This window comes from Oryzomicrobium terrae (genome assembly GCF_008274805.1).
Lineage (GTDB): Bacteria > Pseudomonadota > Gammaproteobacteria > Burkholderiales > Rhodocyclaceae > Oryzomicrobium > Oryzomicrobium terrae.
The window spans coordinates 2,942,878-2,963,242 of the sequence record NZ_CP022579.1 but is presented as its reverse complement, the minus strand read 5'-3'; the positions used below and the strand labels follow the sequence as shown (position 1 = coordinate 2,963,242).

At 67.6% G+C, this 20,365-nt stretch carries 21 protein-coding genes; 6 read left to right on the top strand and 15 right to left on the bottom strand.

All coding sequences use genetic code 11. The features are described 5' to 3' along the window. Positions 1–52 precede the first annotated feature (52 nt). Both OTERR_RS13425 and OTERR_RS13420 read left to right on the top strand, forming a co-directional pair. Positions 53–694 (top strand): DUF1294 domain-containing protein, encoded by a 642-nt coding sequence (locus OTERR_RS13425; protein ID WP_054620238.1) that lies wholly within the window; start codon positions 53–55, stop codon positions 692–694. Between the two features lie 78 nt (positions 695–772). Next, a complete protein-coding gene (locus OTERR_RS13420) occupies positions 773–1,120 on the top strand; it encodes a GFA family protein (protein ID WP_054620239.1) in 348 nt (115 codons plus the stop codon). 33 nt (positions 1,121–1,153) lie between these two features. Here the strand turns inward: OTERR_RS13420 and OTERR_RS13415 are convergent, their stop codons facing one another. The 10 genes from OTERR_RS13415 to OTERR_RS13365 all read right to left on the bottom strand — a co-directional run bounded on the left by OTERR_RS13415 (position 1,154) and on the right by OTERR_RS13365 (position 10,685). Then, a complete protein-coding gene (locus OTERR_RS13415; protein ID WP_149426081.1) occupies positions 1,154–1,534 on the bottom strand; it encodes a TfoX/Sxy family protein in 381 nt (126 codons plus the stop codon). Between the two features lie 491 nt (positions 1,535–2,025). Then, positions 2,026–2,688, bottom strand: coding sequence for a DUF799 domain-containing protein (locus OTERR_RS13405; RefSeq protein WP_149426079.1), 663 nt, complete (start codon positions 2,686–2,688; stop codon positions 2,026–2,028). Next, positions 2,675–3,094: a DUF4810 domain-containing protein gene (locus tag OTERR_RS13400; protein ID WP_149426078.1), complete on the bottom strand. Its 420-nt coding sequence runs from the start codon at positions 3,092–3,094 to the stop codon at positions 2,675–2,677. The genes OTERR_RS13405 and OTERR_RS13400 overlap by 14 nt, the downstream gene beginning before the upstream one ends. Beyond that, the gene (locus tag OTERR_RS13395) at positions 3,091–3,399 is read right to left on the bottom strand and encodes a hypothetical protein (protein WP_149426077.1); all 309 of its coding nucleotides are present in this window, start codon (positions 3,397–3,399) and stop codon (positions 3,091–3,093) included. The genes OTERR_RS13400 and OTERR_RS13395 overlap by 4 nt, the downstream gene beginning before the upstream one ends. Next, positions 3,396–4,226: a CsgG/HfaB family protein gene (locus OTERR_RS13390; protein ID WP_223115951.1), complete on the bottom strand. Its 831-nt coding sequence runs from the start codon at positions 4,224–4,226 to the stop codon at positions 3,396–3,398. The genes OTERR_RS13395 and OTERR_RS13390 overlap by 4 nt, the downstream gene beginning before the upstream one ends. A gap of 415 nt (positions 4,227–4,641) precedes the next feature. Further along, positions 4,642–5,907, bottom strand: coding sequence for a glutamyl-tRNA reductase (gene hemA, locus OTERR_RS13385; protein ID WP_149426075.1), 1,266 nt, complete (start codon positions 5,905–5,907; stop codon positions 4,642–4,644). Positions 5,908–6,071: 164 nt separating this feature from the next. Beyond that, positions 6,072–7,286, bottom strand: coding sequence for an FAD-dependent monooxygenase (locus tag OTERR_RS13380; protein WP_149426074.1), 1,215 nt, complete (start codon positions 7,284–7,286; stop codon positions 6,072–6,074). Further along, a complete protein-coding gene (locus OTERR_RS13375; protein WP_149426073.1) occupies positions 7,279–8,673 on the bottom strand; it encodes an aminopeptidase P N-terminal domain-containing protein in 1,395 nt (464 codons plus the stop codon). The genes OTERR_RS13380 and OTERR_RS13375 overlap by 8 nt, the downstream gene beginning before the upstream one ends. A 176-nt stretch (positions 8,674–8,849) precedes the next feature. After that, the gene (murU, locus tag OTERR_RS13370; RefSeq protein ID WP_149426072.1) at positions 8,850–9,644 is read right to left on the bottom strand and encodes an N-acetylmuramate alpha-1-phosphate uridylyltransferase MurU; all 795 of its coding nucleotides are present in this window, start codon (positions 9,642–9,644) and stop codon (positions 8,850–8,852) included. A gap of 9 nt (positions 9,645–9,653) precedes the next feature. Beyond that, a complete protein-coding gene (locus tag OTERR_RS13365) occupies positions 9,654–10,685 on the bottom strand; it encodes an aminoglycoside phosphotransferase family protein (protein ID WP_149426556.1) in 1,032 nt (343 codons plus the stop codon). Between the two features lie 824 nt (positions 10,686–11,509). Here OTERR_RS13365 and OTERR_RS13355 point away from each other — a divergent pair. From OTERR_RS13355 to rsmA, 4 genes are read left to right on the top strand one after another with little or no spacing between them, the layout of a single operon-like run. Then, entirely contained in the window at positions 11,510–13,849 is a 2,340-nt protein-coding gene (locus OTERR_RS13355; protein WP_149426071.1) for an LPS-assembly protein LptD, read from the top strand. Positions 13,850–13,854: 5 nt separating this feature from the next. Next, entirely contained in the window at positions 13,855–15,201 is a 1,347-nt protein-coding gene (locus OTERR_RS13350; protein WP_149426070.1) for a peptidylprolyl isomerase, read from the top strand. Continuing rightward, on the top strand, positions 15,201–16,238 hold the full coding sequence (pdxA, locus tag OTERR_RS13345) for a 4-hydroxythreonine-4-phosphate dehydrogenase PdxA (protein WP_149426069.1): 1,038 nt from the start codon (positions 15,201–15,203) through the stop codon (positions 16,236–16,238). The genes OTERR_RS13350 and pdxA overlap by 1 nt, the downstream gene beginning before the upstream one ends. Before the next feature lie 9 nt (positions 16,239–16,247). Continuing rightward, a complete protein-coding gene (rsmA, locus tag OTERR_RS13340; protein ID WP_149426068.1) occupies positions 16,248–17,051 on the top strand; it encodes a 16S rRNA (adenine(1518)-N(6)/adenine(1519)-N(6))-dimethyltransferase RsmA in 804 nt (267 codons plus the stop codon). Between the two features lie 69 nt (positions 17,052–17,120). Here rsmA and OTERR_RS13335 read toward each other — a convergent pair whose 3' ends face one another. From OTERR_RS13335 to OTERR_RS13315, 5 genes are all read right to left on the bottom strand, one after another. Beyond that, positions 17,121–17,420: a hypothetical protein gene (locus tag OTERR_RS13335; RefSeq protein WP_054622124.1), complete on the bottom strand. Its 300-nt coding sequence runs from the start codon at positions 17,418–17,420 to the stop codon at positions 17,121–17,123. A 446-nt stretch (positions 17,421–17,866) separates the two neighbouring features. After that, positions 17,867–18,055 carry a YgaP family membrane protein gene (locus tag OTERR_RS13330; RefSeq protein WP_054622125.1) on the bottom strand — a complete coding sequence of 63 codons (189 nt, stop codon included), beginning with the start codon at positions 18,053–18,055 and terminating at the stop codon, positions 17,867–17,869. A gap of 167 nt (positions 18,056–18,222) precedes the next feature. Beyond that, complete coding sequence (locus OTERR_RS13325) at positions 18,223–18,933, bottom strand: Crp/Fnr family transcriptional regulator (protein WP_054622126.1); 711 nt, start codon at positions 18,931–18,933, stop codon at positions 18,223–18,225. A 53-nt stretch (positions 18,934–18,986) separates the two neighbouring features. Next, positions 18,987–19,790, bottom strand: coding sequence for an exodeoxyribonuclease III (gene xth / locus OTERR_RS13320; protein ID WP_246154180.1), 804 nt, complete (start codon positions 19,788–19,790; stop codon positions 18,987–18,989). A gap of 77 nt (positions 19,791–19,867) precedes the next feature. After that, positions 19,868–20,365, bottom strand: a complete 498-nt coding sequence (locus tag OTERR_RS13315) for a glutaredoxin family protein (RefSeq protein ID WP_187775246.1) — start codon at positions 20,363–20,365, stop codon at positions 19,868–19,870.

Below are 20,365 nucleotides of genomic sequence, written 5' to 3'. Positions count from 1 at the left end.
TGGGGGCGCTCGGGTACGATGCGGGGCAAATCATCATGACCGAGGAATACCCATGGCGCAGGGCACGATCGAACGTTGGGTGGTGGAACGGGGCTTCGGCTTCATCGCGCCGGAGGAAGGAGGCGAGGAGGTGTTTGCCCACATCAAGGCCTTCGCCGTTCGCGACCCCGCCCCCCGGCCGGGGGCCCGGGTGCGCTACCGCCTCGTCCGGGACGCCCAGGGGCGCCGCCGCGCCGAGGAGGTCGCCTATGTCGGGGCCGCCGCGGCGCCGCACCCTGCCCGGGCGCGGCCCTCGCCACGGTCCGTCCCGCCTCGCCCCGGTGGCGGCCAGGGGGCGTTGTGGGGACGTCTGGTGCTGGGCGTAGCGGCTCTGGCCGTACTCTACGGGCTGGTCCGCAGTGGGGCGCTGCCAGGCTGGGCTGGCGCGGTGCTGGCCGGGTTGAGCGCGGTAACCTTCGTCGCCTACGGCCTCGACAAGGGTGCGGCGGTACGCCAGGGCTGGCGCACCGCCGAGACGCGCCTGCATCTGCTAGCACTGCTCGGTGGCTGGCCCGGCGCTCTGCTCGCCCAGGCCTTGTTCCGCCACAAGCATCGCAAGACCACCTTTCTTGCCCAGTTCTGGGTGACCGTGGTGCTCAACGTCGCGGCACTGGGTTTTGCCATTGTCCAGGGGCCGCGGCTCTTCCTCGGCTAAGCTCCTCGGGCCGGTTCGGGCTGGCGGAATGGTCCGCTGTCCGCTAATCCTTCATTACGCCATGAGAGGAGCTGGACCATGATCTACAAGGGAAGCTGTCATTGCGGCCGCACCGCCTTCGAGGTGGAGGGGGACCTGACCCAGGTGGCCGATTGCAACTGTTCGATCTGCTCGCGCAAGGGCGCCCTGCTCTGGTTCGTGCCCCGGGACAAGCTGCGCCTGCTCACCCCGGACGAGAACCTGGCCACCTACACCTTCGGCAAGGCGCGCATCCGCCACCGCTTCTGCCCGGTGTGCGGCATCCATCCCTTCGGCGAGGGCACGGACCCGAGCGGACGGGCGGCAGCGGCGATTAACGTGCGCTGCCTGGAGGACGTGGATATCGCCGCCCTACCGGTCAGCCACTTTGACGGGCGCTCCCTCTAAGTTTGCCGACGGCCGCTGCGGGGCGGCGGGCCTTTACGTAGGGTCGGCCGTGGCGGTGCGATGCCGGCCGCGTTGGCCCGGTGTTGGCCGTCCTCTGCGCAGACCGGCGGCAATGGCGCTGCGGCACCAGCGCCACAGCGCGCCGTCGTCATCCGCCGCCTCGTCGGGCAGGGGGTAGTAGGGCAGCACCTGAACGCGCCCCGAAGGCGCCTGGAAAGTCAGGGGGGTGAGGCCGAGCCGGGTGAAGTCGTCCCGGTTGCCGTCGTCGGCCTTGAGATAGAGCTGGCCGTCGCTGTAGATGGCGAAGAACACCCCGTCGCAATACAGCCCGCGGCTGCCGAACATGCGCCGGGCGCTGACGCGTCCCAGGGGCGCGAGGCGGTCGAGCAGCCAGGTCAGGTCGTCGTCGGGCATGGCGGGTGGCAGAAAGAATTGTGGTGGGTACGAAGGCGAGGTCGATGCGGAGCCGTTGTTGCCAGGTGGTGGCAGGCGGGGCGTGAGTCGCGGGGGTTGTCGTCAAGCCGGCAATTTATCCGGCGCGGCTGGTGCCGTGCCAGGTCATTCCCGCCCGCTGCGACGATTCTGCCCGAGGAGCACCACCATCATGCCGCTTGACGATTACCGTTGCCAGGACTGCGCCACGACCTTCGAAGCACTGATGCGTGGCGGCCAGGTGCCGCCCTGTCCTGCTTGCGACAGCGTCCGCCTGGACAGATGCTTATTGCTTTCCGCTGTGCCAGGCAAGACCGCCGGCTTTGTCCGGAAAGGCCCCGCCCAGGGGGCCCGGGAAGGGTGTTTCAGTAATTACAGCCGTTCAAAAGTGGCAGCTAAGGAGTAAAAAAGCCTCCCGCGGTAGCGGGAGGCTTGAGTGGCTTCGGCCGGGCCGCACGCTGGTGCGGAGGGCGCTAAAACTGGCTGATGTCGCTCTTGTAGGCCGGATCTTGCGGGCCTGCGGGCAGGCCCGTCCCCGCACGTCCGACCGCCCCGGCATTGGCCTGCTGGGCCAGGGGGATGTAGCGGGGCGAGGCCTTTTCAATGGCGGCGACGATGGCCTTGGCGATGAGTCCGGCGATGCCGCCGCCAGAGTTCCCTGCCTGGGAGTCGAAGGTCCGCATTTCCCGGTGTTTCCACAGCGTTTGGCCTGTTTTGGCGCTCTTCAGCGTGTAGGCCAGGTCTACCGTGACCACGGTGGAGAGCACCGCGTAACGGGCGTCCCAGCGTTCGATCGAGACATACATGATGGCGTCGCTACCGAACATTTTTCCCAGGACCACCGGGTCGTTGGCGTGGACCATGTCTGCATCGGACAGGCCATCATCTTCCATCAGACGTTTGGTCAAATTCACGGGGAAAACGTAGTAGCCCCGTTCACCGATCGGCCGCGAGATGGTCGACAGGAAGTAATCCGGCGCGTCGACGTCTACGCTCTTGTTGATCGCCGGTACGATCAGGATCGACTTGGGGTCCGCGGCCCGGAACTCTTTGTAGTCGTATTTGCGCTGCACCGGAGCACAGGCTGCCACCGCCAGGGCAAGGATGGCCAGCAGGACCAGGCTACTTTTTCGCATTGTTTTCTGCCTCCGCTACAGTTGCCGCCGGAACGAGTGCCTGGCTCGGTTCCCCCTTGGGGGCTTCGGAGGCCAGACGGATCATGGTGGTCATCAGTTGAGTGGATTGGGGCCACAGGCTGCGTTCCTTCTCGAACAGCACGATTGCCTGCTCCTTTTTGCCCTGGAGCATCAGGAGGTAGCCCAATTCGGCATACAGGCCAGGCGCGACGCGCTTACCCAGGGTTTCACCCTGCTTGATCGAGTCCTCCAGTGAGAGGGCGAAGCCATTCAGATCGGTGGGGGCCTTGTAGTAGGAATACAGCGACTGTTCGTAGTCGCCCCAGTGGTAGCGTCCCCCTTGGGAGGCGCAGCCGCTGAGCAGGGCGCTGGCCAGCGCGGTGACAATCAAGAGGGTGCGGGTCATTGGCTGGCTCCTGCGTCGATGGAAATGCGCTCGCCTCCGGAGCCGAAGACGGAGCGTTTGACGATCACCGTCGCTCCCTGACGAACTTCGATGCGGTGCGCCCCTTCTTCCAAGGCAAGTACTTTCGAACTGCCGTCAAAGTCGGCAGCAGCCCCCACGGCAACGCCGTCGACAAACAGGGTCGCGCCTTCCGGCGCACCTTTTACCTGCAGGGTCGGCCGGACCGATCCCGAGGTGGTGGTCGAGGCCGGCAGTGCGCAGGCGGCGACGCTCAAGGCGAGCGCCCAAGCGATCAAGGCTTTCATTTCTTGAGTTCTCCCACGAACAGATTGGCGGTGTTGGCGGGCAGCTTGCCCTGGACTACGTCACAGACCGAACCTTCGTTGGTCTCGCTGTCGCCGAAGTTGGCCGCAACCTTGATTTGCGCGATGGGCTTGGGGGGCAGGGCTACCTCAAAGCCACTCTGGCCACTCTTGACCTTCTCGCCCGCCTGGAAAACCTGCAGGGTTTCGCCGGGACGAATCCCTTGCCGTGCGCCACCCGAGATGTACACGGTGTTGCCTTCGGTCTTGAGGATGTCGGTTTTCCACTCGCGCTCGCCGAGCTTGGACATCAGTCCGCCGATCACGTCAGAGATGGCGGCGGCGATGGCCCGATCGTTGAGGGTGCCGTCGTAATCGGCTTTACTACCGTAGCCGGCGATCTGGCCAGATTCGGTGTTTGCCTCGCCGGTGCCGCTGGCGGAGAAGAAGACGTGACCGGTACGTACGTCAACCAGACGTAGTTCCACCTTGGCGCGGGCTACCTGGATCTTGGTCGAGCTTAGGAAGCCGGACTTCCCCTGGGTCGAGCGACCGAATTCCGTTACCGAGCCGAGAATTAATGCGTCAGCACCGACGATGCTCTCCAGCCCCTGGAGCTTCTGCTCGGAGCGGAGTTGGTTGATGTCCGGACGTTCCAGTACCAGGAAACGATTTGACGCCACCAGGCGGCTGCCGAGGATGTCGGCAGCCTGCTTGCCTAGGGGGTCGAGGTTCTTGTCGGTAAAGAAGGTGCGGCCGTATTGGGTCTCGTTGGAGAAACGGCCTAGGGCTACCTTGCGCTTGAAGCCCTTGGCTTCAGTTTGCTCCATGCGTTGCTGCGCTTGGGCTTGCTGGACGCGTGGCGCGGCTTGTTCGACGACCTGCGGTACATCGTTGCGGGTAGCACAGCCTCCGAGGAGCAGGGTTCCGGAGACGGCGACTAGGGTTGACAGCGTTTGCGTTGATTTTTTTGTCATGAGAAGGAACGTGAGCGAGTTGCGACTACGCGCCACGGCAGGCGTGGGCGTCCTTCGGGCTTGAAGCCCGATCATGAGCAGCAGTATTGGGATGACTGATGGCGGCCCCGGCATGACGCGGTGGCCTGTGCGCAACCTCCCTGATTTTTCTTGTTCTGGGGCAGGGAGGTAATGCTGTGTCGTGCGGACGCAATGCCGCCACGCCGAACGTTTGCCGGCGACCCCCCTGCATTGTCGGGAGATATGCTCTCCTCTTATGACAAGACTATCAGTCTTGTTGGTGCAGGTGGAACAACCTTGTCACAGCGGAATGAATGTCCAGCCCCGTTTCCGAGGTGGAAGGGGATGCCGCTGCCTGGTTGAGCGCCTGGGTCGGGGCGTGCAGGAATTTGTTGGTGAGGCGCTGGGAGAGGGCTTCCAGGACCTTTTCCGGGGCTTCGCCCTTGGCCAGCAGCTTCATGGCGTGCTCGACCTCGTGGCGGCGCATGCGCTCGGCGGAATCGCGCAGGGCGCGGATGGTGGGCACCGAATGGCGCTGTTCGATCCAGTGCAGGAAGTGCTCGACCCGGGCGTCGATGATCGCCTCGGCCTCCACCACGGCGGCCTGGCGGGCTTCCATGCCGGAGGCCACCACCTGGGACAGGTCGTCCACGGTGTAGAGGAAGACGTCGTCGAGTTCGCCGACTTCGGGCTCGATGTCCCGGGGCACGGCCAAATCCACCATGAACATGGGCTTGTGGCGGCGCGCCTTGATCGCCCGCTCGGCCAGGCCCAGGCCGATGATCGGCAGGGGCGCGGCGGTGCACGAGACGATGATGTCGTGCTGGGGGAGGGCGTCGGCCAGGTCTTCGAGGCGGATCGCCCTGCCGTCGAAGCGGGCGGCCAGGGCCTCGCCCCGCTCCACGGTGCGGTTGGCGATAGTGATGGCCTTGGGGGCCTGGGCGGCGAAGTGGGTGGCGGTCAACTCGATCATCTCGCCGGCGCCGATGAACAGGATGCGCTGGTTGGAGATGGAGTCGAAGATGCGTCCGGCCAGGTGCACCGCGGCGGCGGCCATGGAAACGATGTTGGCGCCGATGGCGGTGGTGGTGCGCACCTCCTTGGCCACCGCGAAGGAACGCTGGAACAGCTTGTTGAGCAGGGTGCCCAGGGTGCCGGCCTCTTCGGCGGCACGCACCGCGTCCTTCATTTGACCGAGGATCTGGGGTTCGCCGATGACCATCGAGTCGAGCCCGGAGGCGACGCGGAAGGCATGGCGCACCGCTTCCCGCTCGGGCAGGGTGTACAGGTAGGGGGTGATGCGGTCGATCGGCAGGCGGTGGAAGTCGGCCAGCCAGCGGGCGGCATCTTCCGGGGTTTCCGCCGCGCAATACACCTCGGTGCGGTTGCAGGTGGACAGGATCGCCGCTTCCCGGGCCGGACCTCCCGCCAGGCTGGCCAGGGCCTGGGGCAGCTTGTCGGCGCCGAACGCCACCTGTTCGCGCACCGAGACGGGGGCGGTGTGGTGGTTGATGCCGAGGGTATAAAGCCGCATGGGGGAGGGGTCGAAAGGCGGAAAAAGCGCGCCGATTATAGCACCCGGGGATTTGCCCCCCGGGCGGTGGCGGCGCACGCCCTTGATTTACCGCAAGCCGTTCCGCCGGAGGGGGATAACGGTGGCCCGGAGCGCGAGGCTGGGGGCGGCGCGCGCCGTTATCCTCACCACGCCCGGGCGCCCCAGATCATCCGCCGGGCGACGAAACGGCGTGCCGGCGGCAGCAGGTCTAGGGCGAGCAATCCGACGCCCCGGGCCAGGGTCAGGGGCGTGCTGTCGTTGGAGAAAAGACGCACGATGCCGTCGGTGAACGCCGCGCCGCCGCGCCGGTCGAGGCGCCGAGCTTGGGCGTAGGCCGCCAGCGGTGCAGCGGCGCCCGGGTCCGGCGTGTGCACCAGGTGGGGCACGGCCGGGGTCAGGGTTTCCGCCAGTTCCCAGGCGTCGCGCAGGCCCAGGTTGAAGCCCTGGCCGGACACCGGGTGCAGGGTCTGGGCCGTGTTGCCGATCCACACCTCCCGCTCACCCGCCAGGGTGTCGCGCAGGCGCAGGGCCAGGGGGAAACTGGCCCGGGAGCCGGTGCCGGTGAAGGTGACGCGCTGGCCGAACTGGGCTTGCAGGGCGGCGACGAAGGCCGCGTCGTCCAGGGCGAGCAGGTGCTCGGCCTTTTCCGGTGGCACGGTGAATACCACCGCCAGCTTGTCCTCCAGGGGCAGCAATGCCAGTGGGCCGTCCGGGGTGAAGCGTTCCCAGGCCCGGTTGCCGTGGGGCTGGGCGGTACTGACTTCGGCGAGCACCGCGTGCTGGCCGTAATCCTTCACCGATACCGCCGGGTCGTCGTAGGGCGTGCCTTCGGCATGGACCAGCAGCCGGGTGGCGCAGGGCTGCGCCGCCGCGTCACCCTGGCCGGTGCTGGTGAGGGTGACGCGGCGGCGGCCGTCGGCCACGCTGCCGTGATCCGCCACCCGGGTGTCGCCCCGCCAGGCGATGCCTTCCCGTTCGGCCCGGGCGGCCAGGGCGGCCCACAGGTCGCCGTAGCGCACCACGTAGCCCAGGGCCGGCACGCCCATTTCGGCAGCGTTCATCAGGGTGCGGCCGAAGCCGCCGCGCTGGGAGACGTGGATGGTGGTGATCGGGGTGGCGGCTTGCGTCGGCCAGGCGCCGAGCTGTTCGAGCAGCTGGCGGGTGCCGTGGGACAGGGCCAGGGCCCGGGGGTCGGCCCGGGAGGCGTTCGTGGGGCGGGCGTCCACCAGCAGGCTGGGCTGGCCGCGGCGGGCCAGGGCCAGGGCCAGGGTGAGGCCCACCGGCCCGGCGCCGGAAATCAGGATGTCGGCGTGCAGTGCGTCGCACGCCGTAGCGGATGCGAGGGGGGTATCAGCCATGGGCCATCACCTCCTCGATCTCGGCCACGGTCTTGGGCGGGCTGGTGAGCACGTGGCAACCGGCGGCGGTGACGGCCACGTCGTCCTCGATGCGGATGCCGATGTTCCACAGGGCCTCGGGCACCTTGTCCGCCGGGCGGATGTAGAGGCCCGGCTCCACGGTCAGCACCATGCCCGCTTCCAGGGGCATCCAGTCGCTGCCGCCTCCTTCCACCGGGCGCTTGTAGTCGCCGGCGTCGTGCACGTCCAGGCCCAGCCAGTGGCCGGTGCGGTGCATGTACCAGGGCTTGTAGGCCTCGCTCTCGATCAGGCCGTCGAGGTCGCCGGACAGCAGCTTGAGATCCACCAGCCCCTGGGTGAGCACCCGCAGGGCGGCGGCGTGGGGGGCCTGGAAGGTGGCGCTGGGCTTGATGACGTCGATGGCGGCCAGCTGGGCGGCCAGCACGATCTCGTAGACGTCCTTCTGGGCCGGCGAGAAGCGGCCGTTCACCGGGTAGGTGCGGGTGATGTCCGAAGCATAGCCGGCCACTTCGCAGCCGGCGTCGATCAGCAGCAGGTCGCCGTCCTTGAGGATGGCGTTGTTCTCGACGTAGTGCAGCACGCAGGCGTTCTTGCCGCCGGCGACGATGGGCGGGTAGGAGTGGCCGTCGGCGCCGCGCAGGCGGAAGTCGTGGAACAGCTCGGCCTCGATCTGGAATTCCGCCAGGCCCGGCCGGGTGCGCGCCATGGCGCGGCGGTGGGCCAGGCTGGCGATGTCGGCGGCGCGCTGCATCAGCGCCAGTTCGCTGGCGTCCTTGACGAGGCGCAGGGCGTCGAGCACCTGGCGCAGGTCGCGGATCTCGCCCGGGGCGCGGATGCCGGCCCGGCTGCGGGTGCGCACGGTGTTGATGGCGGCGGCCAGACGCTCGTCCCAGTAGCTGTCCACGCCGAGGGTGTGCCACAGGGCTGGCTGGTCGCCGAGCAGGTCGGGCAGCTGGGCGTCCAACTCGCCGATGGGGTGGGCCTCGTCCACGGCGAAGGTGCCCTGGGCGGCGGCGGGGCCGTAGCGGTAGCCGTCCCAGATTTCCCGTTCCTCGTTCTTCTCGCGGCAGAACAGCAGGCTGCGCCCGCCTTCCGGGTGAGCCGGATCGGCCACCAGCACCAGCACCGCCTCGGGTTCGCCGAAGCCGGTCAGGTACCAGAAGTAGCTGTCGGCCCGGTAGGGGTAGTGGGTGTCCCGGTTACGCAGCTTTTCCGGGGCGGTGGGTACCACCGCCACGCCGCCGCCGGTCGCGGCCATGCGCTCGAGCAGGCGGCGGCGCCGGGCAGCGAAGGGGGCCGGGTCGAAGGGTGCGGCCAGGGGGGCCGGGTCGAGGGGGGGCAGGGCGGTGTGGAGAGGAGCGTTCATGGCGCGATTATCGTCCCCCGCGGTGGGCATGGGGAAGGTGGGCAGGGTCGGGGATGGAGAGGGCGCACCGGACAAGCGCAGCGTTGGTCCGGTGGGGCTTCCAGGGCACGGGTAGTGCTACCGGGCCCGGCAGCCGGGTAGGGGGGCGATGGCTCGCGGCCGTGGTGCGGGAGCGTTCAGCCACGCCGGTCCGTACGGAGTTCGGCATCCAGGGCGGCCAGACGTTCCGGCGTGCCCACGTCTTCCCAGCGGCCGGCGTGCCGTTCGCCGCTGATCCGCCCTTCGGCCATGGCGGTGCGCAGCAGGGGGGCGAGCTTGGCCGGGGTCTGGCCGTCCAGCCCGGCGAACAGGGCCGGATGGTAGAGGCCGATGCCGGCGTAGGTGAGCGCCTGCTCTCCTGTAGTCCTAGGACTGGCGCGGAGCTTTTGGGTGGCGGTGTCGAGGATAAAATCGCCGTCCGGGTGGTGGGGCGGATTGGGCACCAGGACCAGATGGGCCAGGTGGCCGGGGGCGTCAATGGAGCCTTGGGGCGGGTGGAGGCCTGCGTTCTCGGCAAGCGCCACCCCGGCGGTTGTGGGTGCGAGCCCGGCGGCCAGTGCCGGGGCGCGGCCTAGGTCCCAATCGCAATAGACGTCGCCATTGACCACCAGGAACGGGTCATCCCCCAGCAGCGGTAGCGCCCGGGCGATGCCGCCGGCGGTTTCCAGGGCGCCCGGTGGCTCGGCGGAGTAGGCCAGGGTGAGTCCCCACTCACGCCCGTTGCCCAGCCGCTGCTCGATCAGGTGGCCCAGGTGGGCGTGGTTGATGACCACCTCGCGGATGCCGGCGGCGGCCAGCCGTTCCAGGTGCCAGACGATCAGGGGTTTGCCGCCGGCCTCCAGCAGGGGCTTGGGGCAGGTGTCGGTGAGGGGGCGCATGCGCTCGCCGCGGCCGGCGGCGAGGATCATGGCCTTGAGCGCGGGAGCGGGCATGGGGCGGCGTCAGAAGGTGTAGCCGACCTTTTCCTGGTGGTTCTCCAGGGTGTCGAGCAGGCGCAGGAAGGGTTTCAGGGCGATGTAGCGCTCGGCCACGCGGCGGGCGTAGCCGAGGAAGCGGGGCAGGTCGGTGAGGTACTTCTCCTTGCCGTCCCGGTAGTTGAGGCGGCAGAAGATGCCCAGCACCTTGAGGTGGCGCTGCAAGCCCATCCACTCGAAGGCCCGGTAGAACTCGCCGAAATCGTGGTTGAAGGCCTCGCTCACCGGCAGGCCGGCGCGGCGGGCTTCTTCCCAGTAGCGCACGGTCCAGTCGAGCACCTGCTCTTCTTCCCAGGACAGGAAGGCGTCGCGGAACAGGGAGGCCACGTCGTAGGTGATCGGGCCGTAGACCGCGTCCTGGAAGTCGAGAATGCCCGGCCCGTTGCCGCCCAGGGGGGCCACCATCAGGTTGCGCGGCATGTAGTCGCGGTGCACATACACCTTGGGCTGGGCCAGGGCGGACGCCACCAGCAAGTCGTTGGTCTTGGCCAGTACGGCCTGCTCGGCATCACTCAGGGTGTGGCCCAGGTGGCGGGCGACGAACCATTCGGGGAAGAGGCCCAGTTCGCGGCGCAGCAGGGCGTCGTCGTAGGCGGGCAGCACGCCCCCCAGGGAGGCGCCCTGCCAGCGCACCAGGGCGGTGATGGCTTCGCGCATGTAGGGATCGGCCTGGGCCGGGGCGAAATCGAAGGTGGCGAAGTGTTCCAGGTAGGTGGCGCCCCCCAGGTCGGTGAGCAGCAGGAAGCCCCGCTCCAGGTCCTGGGCAAGCACCTCGGGGGCGGTCAGGCCGGCGTCCCGGATCAGCCCGGCGACGTGCACGAAGGGGCGGCAATCCTCCTGGGGCGGCGGGGCGTCCATGACGATGCGGGTGGCGCCGTCGGGCAGGGTGATGCGGAAATAGCGGCGGAAGCTGGCATCGGCGGAGGCCGGCACCAGGGGCGGGGCCGGCTGGCCGAGCACCTGGCCAAGCCAGGCGGAGAGGTCGTCGAGACGGGGCATGGAAGAGAGGGGCAAGGGGAAAGAAGTCGGAAGCAGAAGTCGGACGCGGCATCGGGTGCGAGGCGGCGAGCGATGCCACGATGCCTGGGGCGCTGTGCGCCCCCCGTTGGTCACCGCCGCCGTTGCTTTTCGGGGTGTCGCCAGCCTCGGGGGCACAGGGCGTATGGTGCTAGAATGCGACGATTTTACCATCCGGGCTGACCACGGCCGACCCGATGCACCCCTCCATCTTTCCCTATCGCCTGACGCCGCTTGCACTCTGCCTGTGTGCAGGGCTGGCCGCCCACGCCCACGCGGCCTCTTCCACGACCCCTTTTTCGGTCGATCCGGCCCTGCTCGGGTTGCCGCCGGCGACGCGTCCGATCCCCTCCCCGGCGCCTGCTTCGACCACCCCGTCCGGGACGGGGGATGCTCCTGCAGGCCCTGGTGTCGAGGTTCGCCCGGTCAGCCCCGCCGGGGTTGAGCCCGTACCGGCCCAGGCCCCGACTCCGACTCCGACTCCGACTCCGACTCCGACTCCGACTCCGACTCCGACTCCGACTCCGACTCCGACTCCGACTCCGACTCCGACTCCGACTCCGACTCCGACTCCGGCCCCGGCCCCGGCCCCGGCCCCGGCCCCGGCCCCGGCCCCGGCCCCGGCCCCGGCCCCGGCACCCGCACCCGCACCCGCACCCGCACCCGCACCCGCCCGGAATGCGGCTTCAGCCGGGGGCGTCGTCGTGACGATGGCGCCCTTTCGCGTCGACCCGGCCCTCCTCGGCCTACGGCCGCAGGCGCCACGCGCAGGCCAGTCTCCGGTCGCACCCGCTTCCGGCGCTCCGGTGGCGTCGCCCATCCCGCGCACAGCGAACACCGGGGAGGCCGTCGCGGCCGAGGCGTTGCCCGACGATCCGCTGCCGGGGCTGCACCTGGCCGCTTCGTCGCGTATGGGCGCTTTGCCCGAGCCGACTGGCGAAAGCCTGCCGACCTTTCTGCTGGCCGATCGCCTGTCGGGGGTGACCGATGTCACGACGGTGGCCGAGGGCAATGCGGAGTTGCGCCGCCTCAACAAGACCGTCACCGCGGACCGCATGACCTATCGTCATGTCGAGGACGAAGTGGAGGCGGAAGGCAACGTGGTGCTACGGGATCCGACCGGGACCGTGAAAGGCCCCTTGATGCGTCTGCAGGTGGATGCTCAGACCGGCTTCTTCGACACCCCCGAATTCAACTTCCAGCAGCAACGGGTGTTCCGGGACAACAACCCCTATTTCATCCCGGTCCCCGGTGCCACCAAGACCGAGGAAATCCGGCGCAACACCGTGATGCAGGGCAAGGCCGATCGCATCCTCTTCGAAGGCGAGCAGCAGTACCGCCTGGAGAACGCCACCTTCTCGACCTGCCTGGGACCCAACCCCGACTGGTACGGCCGTGTCAGCGACCTGGGCCTGGATTACGAGCGGGAAGAAGGCGAAGGGCGCAATGGGGTGCTGTATTTCAAGAACGTGCCCTTCCTCTACGCGCCGTTGATGTCGTTCGGTCTCAATCAGCAGCGCAAATCCGGTTTCTTGGCGCCGACCTTCGGGGCGACCTCCAACAGCGGTGCTGATTTTTCCCTGCCCTACTACGTCAACCTGGCGCCCAATTACGACCTCCTCGTCACCCCACGTGTGCTGACCAAACGGGGCGCCCTGGTTAATGGAGACTTCCGCTACCTGTCGTCAAGCTACAGCGGGCAGTTGCAGGCGGAATACCTGCCCAATGACAGCCTCAAAGGCTCCAGCCGGCACGCCTACAACCTGATGCACTTCCAGGATTTTGGCCGCGGGTTCACCGGGCGCCTCGATTTGCAGGGGGTGTCCGACGACACCTACTACACCGATCTGGCCAGCCGCTACGCCATCACCTCCCAGAACCAGCTGCTGCGCCGCGGCATGCTGACCTACTCCGGCGGGTGGTGGTCGGCGACAGGGATGGTGCAGAAATACCAGACCCTGCAGCCCGACCCCCTGGCCCCCGTAGCCAAACCGTACGCCCTGGAGCCCCAGATCACGGTGACAGCCCGGCGTCCGGATTTCTACACCACCGACCTGGCTTTCACCGGCTCCTACTCGGATTTCCGCCATCCGACCCTGGATGAAGGCAAGCGCGTCTATGCCTACCCGACGCTGGCGCTGCCGCTGCAGTCGGGCGGACTGTTCATCACCCCCAAGGTGGGCCTGAACATGGCCTCCTACAGTCTGAATCGCCAGCAGACCAGTGGTGAGAACTCGGTTTCCCGGGCGATCCCCGTTTTCAGCGTGGATACGGGAGCGGTGTTCGAACGCGATCTGCAATTGGGCGGCCAGGGCTTTACGCAAACCCTGGAGCCCCGGCTCTTCTACGTGAACATTCCGTACAAGGATCAGAGCAACGTTCCTCTCTTCGATACTTCGGCGTCGGACATCAACTTTGCCCAGATCTTTACCGAGAACCGCTACACCGGGGCAGACCGGGTCGGGGATGCCAACCAGTTGACCGTCGCCTTGGCCAGCCGCTTGATCCGTCCGGAAACCGGTGCCGAAGTGATCAAGGCCCTGGTGGGGCAGCGCCTTTACTTCAGCGACCAGAAGGTGACGCTCAACGCCGGGGACCCCCCGTCGACGGTCCGCCGCGCCGACTGGCTGTTCGCCCTGAACGGCCAGGTCGCGCCCTATACCACCTTCGATGCCGGCTGGCAGTACAACCCCCGGGATGCGCGCACCGAGCGCTTGTCCACCGTGCTGCGCTATCGTCCGGAAATCGGCAAGGTGCTGCAGGCGGGTTACCGTATCTCGCGCGATTCCGCGCCGCCGTTCAACGCCTCGATCCGGCAAATCGACCTGGCCGGGCAATGGCCCTTGGGCGGCCGCTGGTATGCCGTGGGGCGCTACAACTACTCCTTGCTCGACCAGCGTCTGCTCGAAGGCGTCGGTGGCCTGGAATACAACGGTGGCTGTTGGGTCGTACGCGGGGTGATGCAACAATTGGCCGTGACCTCGGCAACGCCCGTGCGCGCCTTCTTCATGCAATTGGAGCTGTCGGACTTTGCCAGCATCGGTTCCAATCCGCTGAGCATCCTGCGGCGTAACATTCCTGGCTATTCCCGCACCCTGCCGTCCGACGGCTCGGTGCCCGTTTCCCCTTACGAAGAAGCCCTATGATCCGCATGCTTCCTGCCGTTTTTCGCTCCTGCAGCGCCCACCGGCTGGTGTTGCTGGCCACCTTCTCTGCTGCCGTCCTGGCGCCCCTGACCAGTCTGCAGGCGGCCCCGCGCAACGAGCCGCTGGAGGCCGACCGCATCGTGGCCGTGGTCAATGACGAGGTGATCACCGCCAGCGACCTGCGCCAGCGCCTCGACCTGGCCCTGGCTCAGCTCAAGAGCCGGGGCACCTCCCTGCCGCCCAAGGAGGAACTGGAGCGCCAGATGCTCGAGCGCCTGGTGATGGACCGGGTGCAACTGCAACTGGCCCGGGATTCCGGGGTCAAGGTGTCCGATGCCGAGCTGGACCAGGCGATCGGCCGCATTGCCGCCAACAATAAGGTATCGGTGGTCGAGTTCCGCGCCATGCTGGAAAAGGACGGGGTGTCCTATCCCAAATTCCGCGAGGAAATCCGTAGCGAGATCATCATCTCGCGCCTGCGCGAGCGGGAAGTGGAAAACCGCATCACCATTTCCGACGGCGAGGTGGACAACTTCATTGCCGGCGAGCAGCGTGGTGGAGCGGCCAGCGGCGAAGAATTGCAGATTGCCCACATCCTGGTGCGCGCGCCGGAAGGCGCCAGTCCCGAGGCCCTGCAAAAGCTCCAGGCCAAGGCCGCCCAGGCGGCGGAACGGGCGCGCCAGGGCGAAGACTTCGCTCAGTTGGCGGCCTCCTACTCCGATGCGCCGGATGCCCTCAACGGTGGTGATCTGGGGTTCCGCACCCAGGACCGTCTGCCGACCATTTTTGCCCAGGCTGCGGCAGAACTGAATCCCGGTCAGAGCAGCGGCGTGCTGCGCAGCCCGGCCGGCTTCCACGTCATCAAGCTGGTGGCGAAGAAGGGGGGCGGCATGGATCTGCCCCCGGTGCAGCAGACCCGGGTGCGCCACATCCTGATCCGGGTCAACGAGGTGGTTTCCGAGGAAGAAGGCCGGCGCAAGCTGGCGGCCGTCAAGGAGCGTCTGGAAAAGGGCGGCGCCGACTTTGCCGAACTGGCCCGCCTCTATTCCCAGGACGGCTCTGCCGCCAAGGGGGGGGATTTGGGCTGGATCTATCCGGGCGACACCGTGCCCGAGTTCGAGCGGGCCATGAATGCCCTGACCCCCGGCCAGATCAGCGAACCGGTGCGCAGCCCCTTCGGCTGGCACTTGATCCAGGTTCAGGAGCGTCGCGTCCAGGACGTTTCCGACGAGCGTCGCCGCTCCATCGCCCGTCAAGCCCTGCGTGACCGCCGCTCCGACGACGCCTACCAGGACTGGCTGCGCCAGATCCGCGACCGGGCCTACGTGGAAATCCGCCTGGAGCGCGAATAATGGCCGCGGCCGAGCACAGCCCCCTGATCGCCATTACCAGTGGCGAGCCGGCGGGGATCGGTCCGGAGCTGTGCGTGCGCCTGGCCCAGGCGCGCTTTCCGGCGCGTCTGGTGGTGCTCGGTGACCGGGAGCTGATCGCCGAGCGGGCCCGGGCCACCGGCCAGGTAGTGGCGATCCGCGACTACGACCCCGGCCAGCCCGCCGGCCGGGCACCCTTTCCGGGCTGCCTGGAAGTGCTGCATGTGCCGCTGGCCGCGCCGTCCCAGGCCGGCCAACTCGACGCGCGCAACGGCGCCTACGTGCTCGCCCTGCTCGACCGGGCTCTGGCCGGCTGCGTTTCCGGCGAGTTCGCCGCCATGGTCACCGCTCCGGTGCACAAGGGCGTGATTAACGACGCCGGCGTGCCGTTCACCGGCCACACCGAATACTTGGCCGAGCACACATCCACCCCCCGGGTGGTGATGATGCTCGCCGGCGACGTGGGGGAGGGGGCCGACAGGCACCCCCTGCGCGTCGCCCTGGCCACCACCCACCTGCCGCTCAAGGATGTGCCGGGTGCCATCACCCCGGCCCTGCTGCGCGAGGTCATCACCATTCTCGATGCCGACCTCAAGCGCAAGTACGGTCTGGCCCGGCCGCGTATCCTGGTCACCGGCCTCAATCCCCACGCCGGGGAAGACGGCCACCTGGGGCGCGAGGAGATCGAGGTGATCACCCCGACTCTGGAGCAGTTGCGCCGCGAGGGTCTCGAACTGATCGGTCCCCTGCCTGCCGACACCCTGTTCACCCCGCCGGTGCTGGCCCGGGGCGATGCGGTGCTGGCCATGTATCACGACCAGGGCCTGGCCGTGCTCAAGTACGCCACCTTCGGCCAGGGCATCAATGTCACCCTGGGCCTGCCGGTGATCCGCACCTCGGTGGACCACGGCACCGCCCTGGCCCTGGCCGGTACCGGCCAGGCCGACCCGGGCAGCCTGTTCACCGCCGTGGACGAGGCCTGCCGCATGGCCGCCCTGGCGACCCCGGCCCGCTCCTAGTCCGTTTTCATGAAACATATTCCGCGCAAGCGTTTCGGCCAGAACTTCCTGGTCGACGTGCAACTCATCAATGCCATCGTCTCCGCCGTCAGTCCGGCCCGGGGCGATACGGTGGTGGAAATCGGCCCCGGCCTGGGGGCGATCACCGAACCCCTGCTGAAGCGGGTCGACCACTTGCATGTGGTCGAGATCGACCGGGACCTGATCGCCCGGCTGAAGCGCCTGCATGCCCCGGAGCGGGTGACCATCCACGAAGGCGACGCCCTGGCCTTCGACTTCAGCCGCCTGGCGCCTGGCCAGGGTGGGCTGCGCATCGTCGGCAACCTGCCCTACAACATCTCCACGCCGCTCCTCTTCCATCTGGCCGAGGCTGCCGAGCACGTGCGCGACATGCACTTCATGCTGCAAAAAGAAGTAGTCGAGCGCATGGTGGCCGGTCCCGGTGATAGCGACCGGGGACGCCTGTCGGTGATGTTGCAGTATCGCTTCGACCTGGAGTGGCTGATCGACGTGCCGCCGGAATCCTTCGATCCGCCACCCAAGGTGGATTCGGCGGTGGTTCGCCTCACCCCCAAGCCCCGGGAGGCGTTGCTGCCGGTGCAGGACTGGACGGTGTTCGACCGGGTGGTTACCGCCGCCTTTTCCCAGCGGCGCAAGATGGTGCGCAACACCCTCAAGCCGGTGTGCGCCCCCGCCGACCTGGACGCCGTGGGTATCGATCCCCAGGCCCGGGCCGAGGATCTGACTCTGGAGGCCTTTGTCGCCCTGGCCAACCGGATGGCGGCGACGCCTGTCCCGCCGCCGGCGGCGTGATCTGATCCGGGCCGGGCATGCGCTCGGCGGAACGCGACCGCGGCGCCAGGCCCGCCCCTCTGCCGACGGCTAATCTTCCTTTTGATGGCTCTCGATAATGAGGCGGACGATCAGGTCGCAGGAAAGCCCAGTGCGGGCGGCGAATTCGTCTAGCTTGGCGCAAACGGCCGGGTCGATCAGGAAGGCGGCCTGCTTGATGTCCTCGCCGACGACGCGGCCTGTTTCGAAGCGGGCTTTGAGCGCATCGATGATGGTTTCGATGGTCGCTTCGGCAATGTAGGTTTCCAGTGCCTTGGCCATGAGCCCGCTTTTCTTGAGCTCATTTTTGTTTTCTTCAGTTATGCGAGCAGTCAGGAATTTGGGGTGCATGGTCGTACTCACTCCTCTTCGGGGCTAATTGCACTATAAGAGTGTAGGTCCGCCAAAAAATTGCTTCGGATCGCAGAGGTCGGCTGCTGGGCGAGGTTTTCGCCAGCGAAAACCTGCACTGATTGCTCTCCATGCACTTAGCTTAGTGGCCGCCAGAAGCCTTTAGTTGCTGGGGCTGGGCGCTTAGCGTCATGGCGGCAGCGGTACGGTCGTTTGCCTCGCCGGGCCAGGAGGCATTGTGTTAGCTGCGGCGCATCCGGGGGAGTGGGGCATGTTCCCGCTCCCTTCGCTGCCCAGACGGGAAAGCCGTTGTGCGGACGAAAAAAAGCGCGGAGGCGACCTCTCGGTCTGTCCGCGCTAAGGGTGGAAACTGCTATGCCTCTGCACCGCCGGGTGAGCAACGTGACTGGATCACTCCGGAATGGGGCGACAGAGGTGCCCGACGCTTACTTGGTCGAGCAGGTCTTGATGCCGAACAGGCTGTAAGCCGGGCACCAACCCATCAATCCCGTGGCCAGAGGCACCACGCCGATGTAACCCCACGGTCCGATCACGCCGGCCAGGGCCAGGCCGATCAGCACGACGCCGGCGCCGATGCGCGCCACCTTGTCCATACCGCCTACGTTTGCCTTCATGGCTGCCTCCTCAGGTTTATCACCGTTTCATGATAGACCCGGGGCCGGGATTCGTCTGTGACCCCGGTTACATAAAAAGCAATTTTCTAATGGCTTCCCGGAAAGCAAGACTGGGAGCGGACTTTCAAAGGCATGCCGTGAAACTCCGCGCCTGGTGCGGGGCTCGCTCAGTGGTTGGCGTCGGCCAACCGGCGCAGGGCGGCACTGTCGAGCAGGTCGATCCCGCCCCGGGAGAGGCGCACCCAGCCGGCGTCGGCGAACTGCTTGAGCAGGCGCGAGACGATCTCACGCACGCTGCCCAACTCTTCGGCCAATTGCTGGTGGGTGGCATTGATCCGTCCATCGGCGCCAAGCCCGCCCCGGGCCAGCAGCAGGCGGGCCAGGCGCTGGTCGAGGCGCTGGAAGGCCACCTCCTCCACCAGAGTCATCAGGTCGGCGAGGCGATCGGCGAAGAGGTGGAAGACGAACTCGCGGAATGGGGCGTGTTCGGCCAGTAGCCGGTCGAACAGGGGGCGGGGCAGCAGGGTCAGGGTGACCGGCGTCAGGGCTTCGCCCCGGGCCGGGTAGGGGCTGCGGCCGAGCAGGCAGCTGCTGGTGATCAGGCAGCTGGCGCCGGGCTCTACCTGGTAGAGCATCAATTCACGCCCGGACGCGGCGGATTTGACCACCTTGACCGTCCCGTCGAGCACCAGGGGGAAACCCTGGCAGGGCTGCTGTTCCGAGAACAGCACGGTCCCGGCCGGCACCGTCATCAGCGGCGGCAGGGCGGCCAGGGTGTCCGCCGGCAACCCGGCCAGGCAGGGGTAGCGCTCGGTCAGCGCAGTCAGCGGGGGCAGGGCCGGCGGGGGCGCAACAGGGGCAAGATCGGCGGTGGTCATGGCGCAGGACGGGGTGGGGGGGCAGGAAGTGCGGTCGTCGTTTCAGCCCGGGCTCAACCCAGGGTGGCGATCACCGGGGCGTGGTCGGAGGGGCGTTCCTTCTTGCGCAGATGACGCTCGATGCGCGCCGCGGTGCAGCGGGCCGCCAGAGGGGCGGAGAGCAGTACGTGGTCGATGCGCAGCCCCAGGTTCTTCTGGAAACCCAGGTTGCGGTAGTCCCACCAGGAAAAGCTGCGTTCGGCCTGGGGAAACAGTCGGTAGGCATCCACCAGTCCCAGGGCGATCAGGTCGCGGAAAGCCTGGCGCTCGGGGTCGGAACAGAGGATCTGGCCGGCCCAGGCGACCGGGTCGTGCACGTCCGCGTCTTCCGGCGCGATGTTGTAATCGCCGCACAGGGCCAGGCGCGGGTGGCTGGCCAGCTCGTCGGCTAGCCAGTCGTGCAGGGCGGTGAGCCACTGAAGCTTGTAGGCGTACTTGTCGGAGCCCACGGCCTGGCCGTTGGGGAAATAGGCCCCCACGACCCGAACATCGCCGTCGGGGGCGGCCACGGTAGCTGAGATCAGGCGTTTTTGCGGATCGTCGAAGCGGGGGTTGCCGACCACCACATCGGCCAGGGGCAGGCGGGAGACGATGGCCACGCCGTTGTAGGTCTTTTGCCCGGCAAAGGCGACCTGGTAGCCGGCGGCCTCGATCTCGGCGGTGGGAAAGGCGTGGTCTTCGAGCTTGGTTTCTTGCAGGCAGACCACGGTGGGATTGGCTTCGGCCAGCCATTCGAGCAGATGGGGCAGGCGTACCTTGAGGGAGTTGACGTTCCAGGTGGCGATCGAGAACGGCGTAGTGGATTCAGGGGCGGACAACGGGGTTTCTCTCGACAGGGGCGGGGCTACGAGATGGCGGGCCGGGGCCCGGACCGCTCCGTGCGCCGCGCCCGGATTTATTTGGTTTTGGGGTAGCCGGCCAGGTCGAGCAGGTCGTTCCAGGCTTCGGCGTGGAAGCCGGAAGCGACCTCCCGTCCCACGGTGAGGGTGGGCACGGCCGGATCGTTCGTCAGCTGCTTCAGGGCGCGCAGATCGGCTTCGCTGCGCACCGGCCTTTCGGCAAAGGGGATGCCCCGGCTGGAGAGCAGCGTCTTGGCCTGGTCGCAGCGGTCGCCGCATTCGCTGGCGGTGTACAGCACCACCGGGTATTTACCGCTGGCGGTGCGCACATCGAAGCGGGCGGGCGGCGTGGTGGCCTCGTTCATGCGCAGCACCACCACATCCCGGGCATCCTTGGGCGGCGCCGTATCGGAAACCACGACCCGTCCGGATTTATCGACCCAGCGGTAGGTGATCTGGGCGTCGGCGGATCCGGCGCCGACGCCGAGCAGCAGCGCGAACAGCGCGGCCGGCAGGCGAACGGGGCGTCGGGCGACGGTGTGCGTGGTTTCCAT

Excerpts from the sequence above, each read along its gene's own strand:
- OTERR_RS13425 (WP_054620238.1), top strand. The coding sequence starts at position 53 with ATGGCGCAGGGCACGATCGAACGTTGGGTGGTGGAACGGGGCTTCGGC.
- OTERR_RS13420 (WP_054620239.1), top strand. The coding sequence starts at position 773 with ATGATCTACAAGGGAAGCTGTCATTGCGGCCGCACCGCCTTCGAGGTG.
- OTERR_RS13415 (WP_149426081.1), bottom strand. The coding sequence starts at position 1,534 with ATGCCCGACGACGACCTGACCTGGCTGCTCGACCGCCTCGCGCCCCTG.
- OTERR_RS13405 (WP_149426079.1), bottom strand. The coding sequence starts at position 2,688 with ATGCGAAAAAGTAGCCTGGTCCTGCTGGCCATCCTTGCCCTGGCGGTG.
- OTERR_RS13400 (WP_149426078.1), bottom strand. The coding sequence starts at position 3,094 with ATGACCCGCACCCTCTTGATTGTCACCGCGCTGGCCAGCGCCCTGCTC.
- OTERR_RS13395 (WP_149426077.1), bottom strand. The coding sequence starts at position 3,399 with ATGAAAGCCTTGATCGCTTGGGCGCTCGCCTTGAGCGTCGCCGCCTGC.
- OTERR_RS13390 (WP_223115951.1), bottom strand. The coding sequence starts at position 4,226 with ATGGAGCAAACTGAAGCCAAGGGCTTCAAGCGCAAGGTAGCCCTAGGC.
- hemA (WP_149426075.1), bottom strand. The coding sequence starts at position 5,907 with ATGCGGCTTTATACCCTCGGCATCAACCACCACACCGCCCCCGTCTCG.
- OTERR_RS13380 (WP_149426074.1), bottom strand. The coding sequence starts at position 7,286 with ATGGCTGATACCCCCCTCGCATCCGCTACGGCGTGCGACGCACTGCAC.
- OTERR_RS13375 (WP_149426073.1), bottom strand. The coding sequence starts at position 8,673 with ATGAACGCTCCTCTCCACACCGCCCTGCCCCCCCTCGACCCGGCCCCC.
- murU (WP_149426072.1), bottom strand. The coding sequence starts at position 9,644 with ATGCCCGCTCCCGCGCTCAAGGCCATGATCCTCGCCGCCGGCCGCGGC.
- OTERR_RS13365 (WP_149426556.1), bottom strand. The coding sequence starts at position 10,685 with ATGCCCCGTCTCGACGACCTCTCCGCCTGGCTTGGCCAGGTGCTCGGC.
- OTERR_RS13350 (WP_149426070.1), top strand. The coding sequence starts at position 13,855 with ATGCTTCCTGCCGTTTTTCGCTCCTGCAGCGCCCACCGGCTGGTGTTG.
- pdxA (WP_149426069.1), top strand. The coding sequence starts at position 15,201 with ATGGCCGCGGCCGAGCACAGCCCCCTGATCGCCATTACCAGTGGCGAG.
- rsmA (WP_149426068.1), top strand. The coding sequence starts at position 16,248 with ATGAAACATATTCCGCGCAAGCGTTTCGGCCAGAACTTCCTGGTCGAC.
- OTERR_RS13335 (WP_054622124.1), bottom strand. The coding sequence starts at position 17,420 with ATGCACCCCAAATTCCTGACTGCTCGCATAACTGAAGAAAACAAAAAT.
- OTERR_RS13330 (WP_054622125.1), bottom strand. The coding sequence starts at position 18,055 with ATGAAGGCAAACGTAGGCGGTATGGACAAGGTGGCGCGCATCGGCGCC.
- OTERR_RS13325 (WP_054622126.1), bottom strand. The coding sequence starts at position 18,933 with ATGACCACCGCCGATCTTGCCCCTGTTGCGCCCCCGCCGGCCCTGCCC.
- OTERR_RS13315 (WP_187775246.1), bottom strand. The coding sequence starts at position 20,365 with ATGGAAACCACGCACACCGTCGCCCGACGCCCCGTTCGCCTGCCGGCC.